This window comes from Pseudomonas sp. FW305-3-2-15-C-LB1, from assembly GCF_058787615.1.
Window position 1 is genome coordinate 309229 of record NZ_JBYSZX010000004.1, and the last position, 13739, is coordinate 322967.

The 13739-nt window shown below is 61.5% G+C and carries 12 protein-coding genes; 4 read left to right on the forward strand and 8 right to left on the reverse strand.

Annotation, left to right across the window (positions count from 1 at the left end; all coding sequences use genetic code 11):
- Nucleotides 1-49: 49 nt before the first annotated feature.
- Complete coding sequence (locus tag AC3WP7_RS10815) at nt 50-802, forward strand: DUF2059 domain-containing protein (protein WP_071490422.1); 753 nt, start codon at nt 50-52, stop codon at nt 800-802.
- Nucleotides 803-844: 42 nt separating this feature from the next.
- On the opposite strand, the gene bipL is transcribed toward AC3WP7_RS10815, so the two are convergent.
- Nucleotides 845-1768: a phospholipase BipL gene (gene bipL / locus AC3WP7_RS10820; RefSeq protein ID WP_093514188.1), complete on the reverse strand. Its 924-nt coding sequence runs from the start codon at nt 1766-1768 to the stop codon at nt 845-847.
- Nucleotides 1769-1867: 99 nt separating this feature from the next.
- Here bipL and AC3WP7_RS10825 point away from each other — a divergent pair, with 99 nt between their 5' ends.
- The gene (locus tag AC3WP7_RS10825) at nt 1868-2443 is read left to right on the forward strand and encodes a DUF6436 domain-containing protein (protein WP_102593221.1); all 576 of its coding nucleotides are present in this window, start codon (nt 1868-1870) and stop codon (nt 2441-2443) included.
- Nucleotides 2444-2471: 28 nt separating this feature from the next.
- Complete coding sequence (locus AC3WP7_RS10830) at nt 2472-4835, forward strand: penicillin acylase family protein (RefSeq protein ID WP_102593220.1); 2364 nt, start codon at nt 2472-2474, stop codon at nt 4833-4835.
- Nucleotides 4836-4842: 7 nt separating this feature from the next.
- Here AC3WP7_RS10830 and AC3WP7_RS10835 read toward each other — a convergent pair whose 3' ends face one another.
- The gene (locus AC3WP7_RS10835) at nt 4843-5808 is read right to left on the reverse strand and encodes a GlxA family transcriptional regulator (RefSeq protein WP_093514097.1); all 966 of its coding nucleotides are present in this window, start codon (nt 5806-5808) and stop codon (nt 4843-4845) included.
- A 276-nt stretch (nt 5809-6084) separates the two neighbouring features.
- Here AC3WP7_RS10835 and AC3WP7_RS10840 point away from each other — a divergent pair, with 276 nt between their 5' ends.
- Complete coding sequence (locus AC3WP7_RS10840; RefSeq protein ID WP_071490426.1) at nt 6085-6723, forward strand: HD domain-containing protein; 639 nt, start codon at nt 6085-6087, stop codon at nt 6721-6723.
- 102 nt (nt 6724-6825) lie between these two features.
- On the opposite strand, the gene AC3WP7_RS10845 is transcribed toward AC3WP7_RS10840, so the two are convergent.
- The 6 genes from AC3WP7_RS10845 to AC3WP7_RS10870 form a co-directional block, all read right to left on the reverse strand.
- The gene (locus AC3WP7_RS10845; protein WP_058426490.1) at nt 6826-7710 is read right to left on the reverse strand and encodes an ABC transporter permease subunit; all 885 of its coding nucleotides are present in this window, start codon (nt 7708-7710) and stop codon (nt 6826-6828) included.
- Nucleotides 7707-8627, reverse strand: a complete 921-nt coding sequence (locus AC3WP7_RS10850) for an ABC transporter permease subunit (RefSeq protein ID WP_092241816.1) — start codon at nt 8625-8627, stop codon at nt 7707-7709. Before AC3WP7_RS10850 ends, AC3WP7_RS10845 begins: the two co-directional genes overlap by 4 nt.
- Nucleotides 8624-9766 carry an ABC transporter ATP-binding protein gene (locus tag AC3WP7_RS10855; RefSeq protein WP_010207336.1) on the reverse strand — a complete coding sequence of 381 codons (1143 nt, stop codon included), beginning with the start codon at nt 9764-9766 and terminating at the stop codon, nt 8624-8626. Before AC3WP7_RS10855 ends, AC3WP7_RS10850 begins: the two co-directional genes overlap by 4 nt.
- 64 nt (nt 9767-9830) lie before the next feature.
- Nucleotides 9831-10925 carry a polyamine ABC transporter substrate-binding protein gene (locus AC3WP7_RS10860; RefSeq protein ID WP_071490428.1) on the reverse strand — a complete coding sequence of 365 codons (1095 nt, stop codon included), beginning with the start codon at nt 10923-10925 and terminating at the stop codon, nt 9831-9833.
- 151 nt (nt 10926-11076) lie between these two features.
- A complete protein-coding gene (locus tag AC3WP7_RS10865; RefSeq protein WP_102592415.1) occupies nt 11077-12171 on the reverse strand; it encodes a polyamine ABC transporter substrate-binding protein in 1095 nt (364 codons plus the stop codon).
- A 196-nt stretch (nt 12172-12367) separates the two neighbouring features.
- Nucleotides 12368-13732 (reverse strand): aspartate aminotransferase family protein, encoded by a 1365-nt coding sequence (locus tag AC3WP7_RS10870; RefSeq protein ID WP_092241813.1) that lies wholly within the window; start codon nt 13730-13732, stop codon nt 12368-12370.
- Between the last annotated feature and the right edge of the window lie 7 nt (nt 13733-13739).

The window sequence follows — 13739 nt, forward strand, 5'->3', positions numbered from 1 at the left end:
AAATCCTACGCCCGACACGGACAATAGTGGCCGACTGACAGGAGTCCCTATGCGTCGTTTGTTTTTTTCCTTGCTGATGTTCTGCGTTTTGCCCGCCTGGGCAGACGGCCATGACCAGTTGTACAAGGTCGCCGGCTGGGCCGAACAACGTGCGCATTTCAATGACGCCCTCAGTGCCGCCCAGCAACGCTATCGCAATAGCCTGCCGCCGGCGGTGTACCAGGCGCTGGTGGACAACAGCAATAAACGCTTTGCCGCCCAGGCCATGGACCAGCGTGCCGAAGCGCAATTGCGCAAACACCTGGCGGACCCTGCGCCTGCCTTGGCGTTTTTCCAATCGCCCCTGGGCCGCAAGATTGTCGCCGCCGAATTGCTCGCCACCCGCCGTGACCAACTGGCGAAAAACGCCCAGGGTTTGCCGAAAATCGAAGCCGGCGCCACACGCAGCCTGATCATCGGCCACCTGGCCCAGGCCCTGCCGGCCCGTGAAGCCGGCGCGGAAGTCAGCCTGGCGATTGCCGGCGTGGCGGCCGACAGCCTGAGCCAGATGATCCCCGGCCTGCTGGGCGGCGGCCAGGCCCAAGGCATGTTGAACGGTCAACGTGAACGGTTGATGCAGCAGATCGACAAGGATCTGAACAACACGCTGCTGTACGTCTATCGGGATCTGTCCGACCCGGAGTTGGAAGAATTCGCGACGTTTGCGGAGTCGCCGGAAGGTAAGGCGTATTACCAGGCAGCCCTTGCCGCTATTCGCGCGGGCCTGGCGGTCGGCCAAAGCACCTCAAGCCTTGCGCAGTAAAAAATGTGGGAGGGGCAAGCACCCTCCCACATTTGGATCGTCTTAGTTCAGGTGCTGGGTGAGATACCTGAAGTACTGCTCGCGAATCTCCGGAATCTCATTGGCCAAGTGATGCCTGCCACGCGGCAGCATCAACACCTCCGGCTGGTCGAACTTGCTCCGCAACACCTGCAGGTTGTGCTGCCAGTCCACCGTCATGTCTTCTTCACCCTGCACGATCACCGGCCGCCGAGGGCTGCGCGGTGCGGCTTCGATGTGTTTGATCCAGCGCGCCAAGGCGCCCACCCAGGCGGTCGGCAACTGGCGCGGCTGCAGCGGGTCGGCTTCAAGGAACGGTTTGAACGCGGGGTCGTTGGTGTTTTCGCTGAACCGCCGCGCAATGCCTTTGACGAAGGGGCGCAGCAGGTAATAGCTGACCTGCGACCAGCCCCACGCACGCGGCCGCACCAGGGGGGACAGCAGGAAGGTCTTGCCCTGGGCGGGGCTGTCGGCGCCGTGGTGGAGCAGGTGGTCCACCACCACCGCGCCGCCGGTGCTTTGCCCGAACAGGTGCCAGGGTTGTGGTAATTGCAGGGTTTCGGCCTGGCTAAACAGGGCCTGCACCACGTGCTGGTACACCGCAAAATCGTCGATGCTGGCACGTGCGCCGCTGGACAGCCCATGCCCGGGCAGATCGCAGGCGATCAACACGAAGCCCTGGTCCAGCGCCCACTTCACCACATGACGGTACAGCCCCATGTGGTCGTAGAAGCCGTGGAACATGAACATCGTGGCCACCGGTGTGGGCGGCCACCACACTTGCGCGACCACCTCGAATCCATCCACCTCGAAGCGCCCCAGGCGACTCACCGCCTGGTCCAGCCCATAGAAACGCTGGTAGACCCGTGCCTCGGCTGAAAGCGGTTGCGCATCCACCAGGGGCTGCAAGCTTTCGCGCAGATGATCGGGGTCAAAGGTGACAGGCATAAAGGCTTCCAGACTGGCGGCGAAGATGAATATCGAGCTGCGATATTCATCTGTCAGGACAAGCATGGCAAGCTACGCGACCTCCGAGGATACATCTGAATGCGACAGCCCTACCGCACCGCTCTATTCGCCAGCCTGATCCTGGTTATCTGCGCCGGCGTGCTGTGGGCGGCGTATGACTGGTTCCAGGGCCGCTACCTGCGCGCCTTCAGCGAACACACGGCGGTGTTTTCCGGTGATCTATTGAAGCTGCCTGCCGACCTCGCCGGCCCCGGCCCGATCCGCCTGGTGCACTTCTGGGACCCAGCCTGCCCGTGCAACGTCGGCAACCAGCAGCACCTGGGCGAGTTGATCGAGCAGTACGCGCCCCAACGCGTCGAGTTCTACGCCCTGCAAAAGCCCGGCAGCCACGGCCAACTGCCCGACAACCTGCGCACGATGAAAACCCTCACCGCCCTGCCCGGCGCCGACCAGGTGCCGGCCAGCCCGGCCGTGGGGATCTGGGATCGCACAGGCAAGCTCGCGTATTTCGGGCCCTACAGCGAGGGCCTTACGTGCAATTCCAGCAACAGCTTTATTGAGCCGATCCTGAAGGCCCTTGAAGCGGGGCGCGAGATAAATGCTACTCACACCCTGGCGGTGGGCTGCTATTGTTCGTGGCCAAAAGGCTCGTAACCCGCCTCTCTCTTGGTAAGGAATGTTCATGAAGCGCGTCTTGCAGGTGTTCGCGGTTCTGGTCGTGCTGGCTGCCCTTGGCGCAGGCGCATACGTCTATAGCAAGCAGCCCACCCGCCAGGGCACGGTGACGCTGGCCAACCTGCAAGGCTCGGTCACGGTGCGCTACGACGACCGTGGCGTGCCGCATATCCGCGCCGAGAACGAAACCGACCTGTATCGCGCCCTGGGCTATGTGCATGCCCAGGACCGTCTATTCCAGATGGAAATCATGCGGCGCCTGGCGCGTGGCGAACTGGCCGAAGTGCTCGGGCCGAAGGTGTTGGAGACCGACAAACTGTTCCGCAGCCTGCGCATTCGCGACCGCGCCGCGACCTATGTGGCGCAACTGGATCATGAGTCGGCGCACTGGAAGGCCCTGCAAGCCTATCTGGACGGGATCAACCAGTATCAGGACAGCCACGCCCGTCCGATGGAGTTCGACGTGCTGGGCATCCCCAAGCGGCCGTTCACCGCCGAAGACACCATCAGCGTCGCCGGGTATATGGCCTACAGCTTTGCCGCCGCGTTTCGCACCGAGCCTTTGCTGACTTACGTACGCGACCAGTTGGGCAGCGACTACCTGAAAATCTTTGACCTCGACTGGCAGCCCAAGGGCGCCCTCAACCTCGCCGCCAGCGACTGGCAGACCCTCGGCGCCCTCGCGTCACTGAGCGAACAGGCCCTGGCCGACAACGGCCTGCCGCAGTTCGAAGGCAGTAACGCCTGGGCCATCAGCGGCAACCGTACCAAGAGCGGCAAGCCGTTGCTGGCGGGTGACCCGCATATTCGTTTCTCGGTGCCGTCGGTGTGGTACGAAGCGCAGCTGTCGGCGCCGGGTTTCGAGCTGTATGGCTATCACAACGCACTGGTGCCGATGGCGTTCCTGGGACACAACCTGGATTTCGGCTGGAGCCTGACCATGTTCCAGAACGACGACCTCGACCTGATCGCCGAGAAGGTCAACCCGGACAATGCCAACCAGGTCTGGTACCACGGCCAGTGGGTCGACATGACCCGCACCGAGCAACAGATCGCGGTGAAGGGCCAGGCGCCGGTGACGTTGACCCTGCGCCAATCGCCCCACGGCCCGATCATCAATGACGTGCTCGGCGAGAACGCCGGCAACACCCCGATTGCCATGTGGTGGGCGTTCCTCGACACCCAGAATCCGATCCTCGAAGGCTTCTACCAGCTCAACCGCGCCGACACCCTGGCCAAGGCGCGAGCTGCTGCAGCCAAGGTCTCCGCGCCGGGCCTGAATATCGTGTGGGCCAACGCCAAGGGCGATATCGGCTGGTGGGCGGCGGCGCAACTGCCGATTCGCCCGGCCGGAATCAACCCCGGTTTCATCCTCGATGGCAGTACCGAACAGGCCGATAAACCGGGCTTCTACCCCTTCAGCGCCAACCCGCAGGAAGAGAACCCGGCACGCGGCTATGTGGTGTCGGCCAATGCTCAGCCCGCGTCGCCCACCGGCATGGAGATCCCCGGCTATTACAACCTGGCCGACCGCGGCCAGCAGTTGAATGCGCAGTTGAGCGACAAGAGCGTGAAATGGGATGTGAACAACAGTCAGGCCTTGCAACTGGGCACCACCACGGCTTTCGGCCCGCGCCTGCTGGCGCCGCTGCTGCCGGTACTGCGTGAGGTGGTCAAGGACCCGGCGCAGCTGAAACTGGTGGAGCAGCTTGCCAGCTGGAAGGGTGACTACCCGCTGGACTCCACCAGCGCCACGCTGTTCAACCAGTTCCTGTTCAACCTGGCCGACGCGGCCTTCCACCCGAAGCTCGGCGACGGTATGTTCAAGACCCTGCTCACCACCCGCGTGATCGACGCCGCGCTGCCACGCCTGGCCGCCACGCCGGATTCGCCGTGGTGGGACGGCAAGCGCGCTGACACCGTCAAGCTCGCCTGGGACAACAGCCTCGCGCACCTCAAGGCCACCCTCGGCGATGACCCGAGCCAATGGCAGTGGGGCACCGCGCATACCCTGACCCACGGCCATCCATTGGGCATGCAGAAGCCTTTGGACAAGCTATTCAACGTCGGCCCGTTCCCTGCGCCGGGCACCCATGAAGTGCCGAACAACCAGTCGGCCATGATCGGCCCGGCGCCGTGGCCGGTCACCTACGGCCCCTCGACCCGCCGCTTGATCGACTTCGCCGATGCGGCTCACGCACTGACCATCAACCCGGTCGGGCAAAGTGGCGTGCCGTTTGACCGACACTACAGCGACCAGGCCGAAACCTACATTGAAGGTGGCTACGAACAGGCGCATTTCACCGATGAGGAAGTGACGGCCAATACGCGCGGGACACTGAAGCTGTTGCCCGCGCGCGCGCCGCAGTAACCGGCGCCTATACCGGCGCCGCAAAGTTAAGCCGGAACTGTTGCGGCGTCACGCCCAGGCGGCGGTTGAACACACTGCGCATGTGCTGGGCGTCGCGAAAGCCGCATTGGTAGGCCACGGTCTTGAGCGGTGCGGGGCTGCTTTCCAGCATGACCCGCGCCGCATCCACCCGCGCCCGCTCGACAAACTCCGCCGGCGTGATCCGCGCCTCACGGGCAAACACCCGGGAGAAGTTGCGTGCGCTCATGTTCGCGGCCTTGGCCAGATCGGCAATGGTCAGGTCCCCGGTCAGGTTCGCCAACACATACAACTGCACCAGCGCTACCGCCGAGGTGGTTTCGGCGTGGGGCGTCAGAAACGGGCTGAACTGCGACTGCCCGCCCGACCGCTGGGTGAACACCACCAGGCGCTTGGCCACGCTCAGCGCGACTTCCGGGCCATGATCCTGGGCCAACAGATACAACGACAGATCGATGCCCGCCGTGACCCCGGCCGAGGTGTAGAGACTGCCGTCCTGCACGTAGAGACGGTCGGCTTCGACCTGAGCCGTGGGGCACAAGCGCGCCAGATCCGCCGCATCGTTCCAGTGGGTGGTCACGGTTTTCCCGTCCAGCAGCCCGGCGCGGGCCAGCAGGAAAGCGCCGTTGCAGATCGAGCCGAAGCGCTGCGCACGCGCCGTGGCGCCACGCAACCAAGCATCGAACTCGGCGCCGAAGTCTTCGAAGGGCAACTGCGGACCACCCGCCACCAGCAGCAGGTCATACGCTTGCAACGCTTCGCTGTAGTGCCGGTGGGCCTGCAATGACAGGCCGTTGGAAGCAACCATGTTGCCGTGACCGAAGCCGATGACGTCCAACCGGTAATGATCCTGCGGCGGCAGAAAACGGTTGGCTTCGCAGAACACGTCCATGGGACCGCTCACGTCCAGTGACTGGACGCCGGGGAAGATCAGGATGGCGACGGTTTTTTGCATGGGTAGACCTTTATGTCCGGGCGAACGCAAAACCCTGCGGGAGCTGGCTTGCCTGCGATGCAAGCGACTCGGTCCATCAGGTATACCGAGGTGATGATATCGCAGCGGTGCGGCGATCCGACAAGCCAGCGCCCACATTTGCCCGAGTACACCCTTGGCGTGATATGCCAGCACATTGGCCGGGATCGCTCCCCCGCCGCGATGGCCCCTTGGCGGGCACGCGAACAGACTGGACTCATCGGCGCCACCCCCGGCGCTTTGTTGAGGAGAACCACCATGACCACCACCATCGCCGGCATCCCGATTCCGGACAGCGCCCTGGCCAAGGCCACCACCGAATACATCCGCGACGTCGAATCCGACCTGCTCTACCACCACTCGCGCCGGGTATTCCTGTTCGGCGCCTTGAGCGGTGAACGCAAGCAACTGGCCTACAACCCGGAGCTGCTTTACGTCGGCGCGATGTTCCATGACTTGGGCCTGGTGGAGGGGCATCGCAGTGACAACGAGCGCTTCGAAGTGGATGGCGCCAACGCCGCAGCCGCGTTCCTCAAGCCGTACGGGCTGAGCGATGACGATATCGAACAGGTGTGGCTGTCCATCGCCCTGCACACCACGCCGGGCGTGCCGCAGCATTTGCGCCCGACTGTGGCACTGGTGACGGCCGGCGTCGAAATGGACGTGCTGGGCATGGACTACGCCGCGTTTTCCAGCTTGCAGCGCGAAGCCGTGGTGCATGCGCACCCACGCGGCGAGGGGTTCAAGGAGTGCATCATCTGCGCGTTTGCCGACGGCTTGCGCCATCGTCCTCAGACCACGTTCGGCAACGTGAAGACGGATGTGCTGGTGGATCAGGAGCCAGGGTTCAAACCGATGAATTTTGTGGAGGTGATCCGCAAGTCGCCCTGGACTTGAAATGCAGTCAAACGTGGGAGGGGGCTTGCCCCCGATAGCGGAGCATCAGCCACATATCCATTGGCTGACACACTGTCATCGGGGGCAAGCCCCCTCCCACATTTAGACCGGTGCAGCTGCCCGGCGCTTGTCCGGCTGCTGCCAGCCATCGGCAGCGGCTTCTTCAATCGCTTGCTGAATGGCCTTCTTGCGCATCTCTTCGGCACGCCGGCTGAAGAACCACACCAGGAAGGTCACCAGCGACACCGCCAGCAGGATCAGGCTGGCCACGGCGTTGATTTCGGGTTTGACCCCAAGGCGCACCGCCGAGAACACTTCCATCGGCAGGGTCGTCGAGCCCGGGCCCGATACGAAACTGGCAAGCACAAGGTCATCCAGGGACAACGCGAACGACATCATGCCGCCCGCCGCCAGCGACGGCGCAATCATCGGGATGGTGATCAGGAAGAACACCTTCCACGGCCGCGCACCCAGGTCCATCGCCGCTTCTTCGATCGACAGGTCCAGCTCACGCAAGCGCGCCGACACCACCACCGCCACATACGCCGCGCAGAACGTGGTGTGGGCGATCCAGATGGTGACGATGCCACGCTCCTGGGGCCAGCCGATCATCTGCGCCATGGCCACGAACAGCAGCAACAGCGACAGACCGGTGATCACCTCGGGCATCACCAATGGCGCGGTCACCAGGCCGCCAAACAGCGTGCGGCCCTTGAACTGGCTGATGCGCGTCAGCACGAAGGCCGCCAGGGTGCCCAGCGCTACCGCGGCCACTGCCGTGTAGCAGGCGATTTCCAGGGAACGCGCCACAGAGCCCATCAACTGGGTGTTGTCCAGAAGGCCCACGTACCACTTGATCGACCAACCGCCCCACACTGTCACCAGCTTGGATTCGTTGAACGAGTAGATCACCAGGATCAGCATCGGCAGGTAGATGAACAGCAACCCCGCCACCAGCATGAAACTCGAGAAACTGAAGCGCTTCATACCTTGCCCTCCATCTCTTTGGCTTGGCTGCGGTTGAACAGGATGATCGGCACGATCAGGATCGCCAGCATCACCACCGCCAGGGCAGAGGCCACCGGCCAGTCACGGTTGTTGAAGAACTCTTGCCACAACACTTTACCGATCATCAGGGTTTCCGGGCCGCCCAGCAGTTCCGGGATCACGAACTCGCCCACGACGGGGATGAACACCAGCATGCAACCGGCGATGATGCCGTTCTTGGACAGCGGCACGGTGATCTTCCAGAAGCTGTTGAAGGTGCTCGAACCCAGGTCCGAAGCGGCTTCCAGCAGGCTCTGGTCGTGTTTCACCAGGTTGGCGTACAGCGGCAGGATCATGAATGGCAGGTACGAATAGACCACGCCGATATACACCGCGATGTTGGTGTTGAGGATCTGCAGCGGCTCGTTGATCAACCCGATGGACAGCAGGAAGCCATTGAGCAAACCGTTGTTGCTGAGGATGCCCATCCACGCATACACGCGGATCAGGATCGCGGTCCAGGTCGGCATCATGATCAGCAGCACCAGCACGGTCTGCATCTCTTTGCGCGCACTGGCGATGGCATAGGCCATCGGGTAGCCGATCAACAGGCACAGCAGCGTGCTGAAGAACGCCATTTTCAGCGAGCCCAGGTACGCAGCGATGTACAACTCGTCGTCGCCGAGCATCGCGTAGTTGCCCAGGTTGAGCACCAACTGCAGTTTCTGCTCAACGAAGGTGTAGATCTCGGTATACGGCGGGATCGCCACGTCGGCTTCGGCAAAACTGATCTTCAGGACGATGAAGAACGGCAGCATGAAGAACAGGAACAGCCACAGGAAGGGAATGCCAATGACCGCATGACGGCCACTGGGCGTTATTCGTTGCAGGCGGCGCTTGAGCTTCTTCATGTTCATGAGCGCAGTACCACGCCGCTGTCGTCTTCCCACCATACGTAGACCTGGTCACCCCAGGTTGGCCGCTGGCCACGGCGCTCGGCGTTGGCCACAAAGGACTGCACCAGCTTGCCGCTCGGCAACTCCACGTAGAACACCGAATGGCCGCCCAGGTAGGCAATATCGTGCACCTTGCCGCTGGACCAGTTGTGCTCGCAGGTCGGCATTTCGGTGGTGACCAACAGTTTTTCCGGGCGGATGGCGTAGGTTACCGACTTGTCTTCCACCGAGGTGGCGATGCCGTAGCCCACATAGATGTCGCGGTCCAGGTCCGGGCACTTGAGCACCGCGTGGCCTTCGGCGTCATCGACCACTTGGGTGTCGAAGATGTTGACGTTGCCGATGAACTCGCACACCAGGCGGCTGGTAGGCGTTTCGTAAATGTCGATCGGGCTGCCGATCTGGGCGATCCAGCCCAGGTGCATGATCGCGATGCGCTCGGCCATGGTCATGGCCTCTTCCTGGTCGTGGGTCACCATCACGCAGGTCACGCCCACGCGCTCGATGATCTCCACCAACTCCAGTTGCATCTGCGAACGCAGCTTCTTGTCGAGAGCGCCCATGGGCTCATCGAGCAACAGCAGTTTCGGACGCTTGGCCAGGGAACGGGCCAGGGCCACACGCTGGCGCTGGCCACCGGACAACTGGTGCGGCTTGCGCTTGGCGTACTGGCTCATCTGCACCAGTTTGAGCATCTCGGCCACGCGGGCGTCGATCTCGGCCTTGGGGATCTTGTCCTGTTGCAGGCCGAAGGCGATGTTCTGCGCCACGGTCATGTGCGGGAACAGGGCGTAGGACTGGAACATCATGTTGATCGGCCGCTCGTAGGGCGGCATGTCGGTGATGTCCTCGCCGTCGAGGTAGATGCGGCCCTCGGTCGGGCGCTCGAAACCTGCGAGCATGCGCAGCAAGGTGGACTTGCCCGAACCCGAACCGCCGAGCAGGGCGAAGATCTCGCCCTTCTTGATTTCCAGGGACACGTCGTCCACGGCAATCGTCTCGTCGAACTTCTTCGTGACCCGGTCGATTTTGACCAGCACCTTCTTCGGTGTCTGGTCCCCTTCGAGGGCTTTCTTATAGGCGCCGGAGGCAACTGCCATTTACGAAACTCCCAACAAAAATTTCTGTGCGCCCGAGGCGGGCGAACCTTGGATAGTTTGAGCCTTACTTGCCCGTCTTGACCTTGGTCCAGCTACGGGTCATCAAACGTTGCACTTTCGGGGGTAGCTCGAAGTTGACGAAGGTCCTGTCGAGTACCGCCTGCGGTGGGTAAACCGCTTCGTCCGTGCGTATCGATTGCTTCATCAGTTTGTCCGCCCCTGGGTTAGGGTTGGCGTAACCGACGTAATCACTGACCTGGGCGATCACCTCAGGTTGCAGCAAATAGTTGATGAAGGCGTGGGCCTCTTTGACGTTGGTGGCATCCTTGGGGATGGCCAGCACGTCGAACCACAGGTTGCCGCCTTCCTTCGGAATCGCGTAGGCGATGTTCACGCCCTTGCCCGCTTCGCTTGCGCGAGCCTTGGCCTGGAACACATCGCCGGAGAACCCGGCCGCCACGCAGATGTTGCCGTTGGCCAGGTCCGAGATGTATTTGGAAGAATGGAAGTAGGTCACGTAGGGCCGCACTTTGAGCAGCTTGGCTTCGGCCTTCTTGTAGTCTTCAGGGTTCTCGCTGTTGGGGTTCAGGCCCATGTAGTTGAGCACTGCCGGCAGCATTTCGTCCGCCGAGTCCATGAACGACACGCCGCACGTCGCCAGTTTCTTCATGTTTTCCGGCTCGAACAGCACGGCCCAGGAATCGATATGGTCGACGCCCAGCACTTCCTTCACTTTATCGACGTTGTAGCCGATGCCATTGGTGCCCCACAGGTACGGTACGGCGTACTGGTTGCCCGGGTCGTTCTTTTCCAGGCGCTTGAGCAGCGCCGGGTCAAGGTTGGCGTAATTTGTCAGCAACGACTTGTCGAGCTTCTGGAATGCCCCGGCCTTGATCTGCTTGCCCAGGAAGTGGTTGGACGGCACCACCACGTCGTAGCCGGTACGCCCGGCCAGCAGCTTGCCTTCCAGGGTTTCGTTGGAGTCAAACACGTCATACACGGGCTTGATGCCGCTGGCCTTTTCGAAGTTGGCCAGGGTGTCGTCGCCGATGTAATCCGACCAGTTATAAATATGCACGGTCGGTGCGGCCTGTACGCTCAACGTCAGCGTGATACCTGCACCCACCAGCATGGCTTTGCGAAATAAAGAAATTGGCAAGTGGAGGTCCTCTTAAATAGTTGGGCCCAAAGTTGTTGCCCGGCAACAAAACCGGCGCGCAACTTACCCTCGATAAACCGATCCGGCAAAACTTTCTGTTATTTAATTTGTGAGAGGGGCAGTCAAACTGCCCCTCCACCGGTTTCAGCGCTTACTTACCGGACTTGATCTTGGTCCAGCTGCGTGTCATTTCACGCTGGGTCGCAGCCGGCAGGTCGGCAATGGCGTAGAGCTTGGCCTGCACATCCGCTGGCGGGTAGATGCCCGGGTCGCTGGTGATATCTTTTTCGACCAGTGCGGTGGCCTTCTCGTTACCGTTCGGGAAACGCACGCTGTTGGTGATCGACGCCATGACTTCCGGCTTGAGCAGGTAGTTCATGAACTTGTAGGCCGCGTCGACGTTCTCGGCATCTTTAGGGATGGCGACCATGTCGAAGAAGCTGCCAGCGCCTTCTTTCGGAATGTCATAGGCCACCTTGACCTTGCCACCGGCTTCGGCCGCGCGGGACTTGGCCTGCTGGATGTCACCCGAGTAACCCACGGCAACGCAGATGTTGCCGTTGGCCAGGTCGGAAATGTACTTGGACGAGTGGAAGTAGCCGATCGAAGGACGGATCTCCAGGAACAGCGCTTCGGCCTGCTTGAGGTCGTCTTTCTTCTGGCTGTCGGTCGGCAGGCCCAGGTAGTGCAGCGCGATCGGCAGCATTTCGGTTGGCGAATCGAGGAAGCTCACGCCGCAGCTTTTGAGCTTGGCGATGTTTTCAGGCTTGAGCAGCACGTCCCACGAGTCGATCTTGTCCACGCCCAGCGCGGCCTTGACCTTCTCCGGGTTGTAGCCGATACCGATCGAGCCCCACATGTACGGGAAGGCGTGCTTGTTGTCCGGGTCGCTGACCGACACGGCCTTGAGCAGGGATTTGTTCAGGTTGTCGTAGTTGGACAGCTTGGACTTGTCCAACTCCTGGTAGACACCGGCCTTGATCTGCTTGGCGAGGAAGTTGTTCGACGGCACGACAATGTCGTAACCGGACTTGCCTGCCAGCAACTTGGCTTCCAGGGTTTCGTTGCTGTCAAAAACGTCGTACACCACCTTGATGCCCGACTCTTTTTCAAACTTGGCGATGGTGTCCGGTGCAATGTAGTCGGACCAGTTGTAGACGTGCAGCACTTTATCGTCTGCCTGGGCCGCGCCCGCCATTGCGCCCATCAGGGACAAGGCGAGGAGGGTCTTGCCAGCGTTCTTCAAACCTAATGCCTTCATTTGGTGATGCTCCGATTTTTTCTTTTTTGGGCCACAAGCTTTCAATGTTGAGTAGCCCAGCCAAAGGGCAACAAAACAGGGCGACAGTCTGGCAAGTTCCGAGGCCGGCTTTCAACCAAAGCCTCATTTATAACTGCCCTGAACGCAGCACCCGAAAGCCGCTGCGTTCTGAGCCTAGCACTTAGCCCTGCAATGCCGCCAAAGTCAGGTCCAGGCACTGCCGAGCCTTGGTCACCAGCTCGTCGATTTCTGCCTTGCTGATCACCAGCGGCGGCGAAATGATCATGGTGTCACCCACGGCGCGCATGATCAGGCCATTTTCGAAGCAGAACGTGCGGCAGATCATGCCGACACCCTTGCCTTCGTAGCGCTTGCGGGTGGCCTTGTCCTGCACCAGTTCAATGGCACCGAGCATGCCCACGCCGCGCACTTCGCCCACCAGCGGATGATCCGCCAACTCCCTCAGGCGTTTCTGCAAATACGGTGCCGTTTCATCATGCACACGGTTAACGATTTTTTCATCGCGCATGATGCGGATGTTTTCCAGCGCCACTGCAGCGGCCACCGGGTGACCGGAGTAGGTGAAGCCGTGGTTGAAATCACCACCTTCGTTGAGCACCGCCACCACGTCATCGCGCACGATCAGGCCGCCCATGGGGATGTAGCCCGAGGTCAGGCCCTTGGCGATGGTCATCATGTGGGGCTTGAGGTCGTAGAAGTCGCTACCGAACCACTCACCGGTGCGGCCGAAACCGCAGATGACTTCGTCGGCGATAAACAGAATGTCGTACTTGGCGAGGATTTCCTTGATGCGCGGCCAGTAGGTGGCCGGCGGCACGATCACGCCACCGGCACCCTGGATCGGCTCGGCAATAAAGGCGCCGACGTTGTCCACGCCCAGTTCTAGGATCTTTTCTTCCAACTGGTTGGCGGCCCACACGCCGAATTCTTCCGGGCTCATGTCGCCGCCTTCGCCAAACCAGTACGGCTGGGCGATGTGGGTGATGCCCGGGATCGGCAAGTCGCCCTGCTCGTGCATATAGGTCATGCCGCCCAGGCTGGCGCCGGCCACGGTGGAACCGTGGTAGCCATTCTTGCGGCTGATGATGGTTTTCTTGTTCGGCTGGCCCTTGATCGCCCAGTAGTGGCGGACCATGCGCAACATGGTGTCGTTGCCTTCGGAGCCGGAACCGGTGAAGAACACGTGGTTCATGCCGGCTGGTGCGATGTCAGAAATGGCCTTGGCCAGTTCCAGCACTGGCGGGTGAGCGGTCTGGAAGAACAGGTTGTAGTACGGCAGTTCTTTCATTTGCCTGGCGGCGGCGTCAGCCAGTTCATCGCGGCCATAACCGATCGCCACGCACCACAGGCCGGCCATGCCGTCGAGGATCTTGTTGCCTTCGCTGTCCCACAGGTAAACGCCGTGGGCTTTGGTGATGATCCGTGGGCCTTTCTCTTTCAATTGCTTGAAGTCGCTGAACGGCGCCAAGTGGTGATCGCTGCTCAAGGCTTGCCATTCACGGGTTTGCGGGTTGTTGCTGGACATACCAATC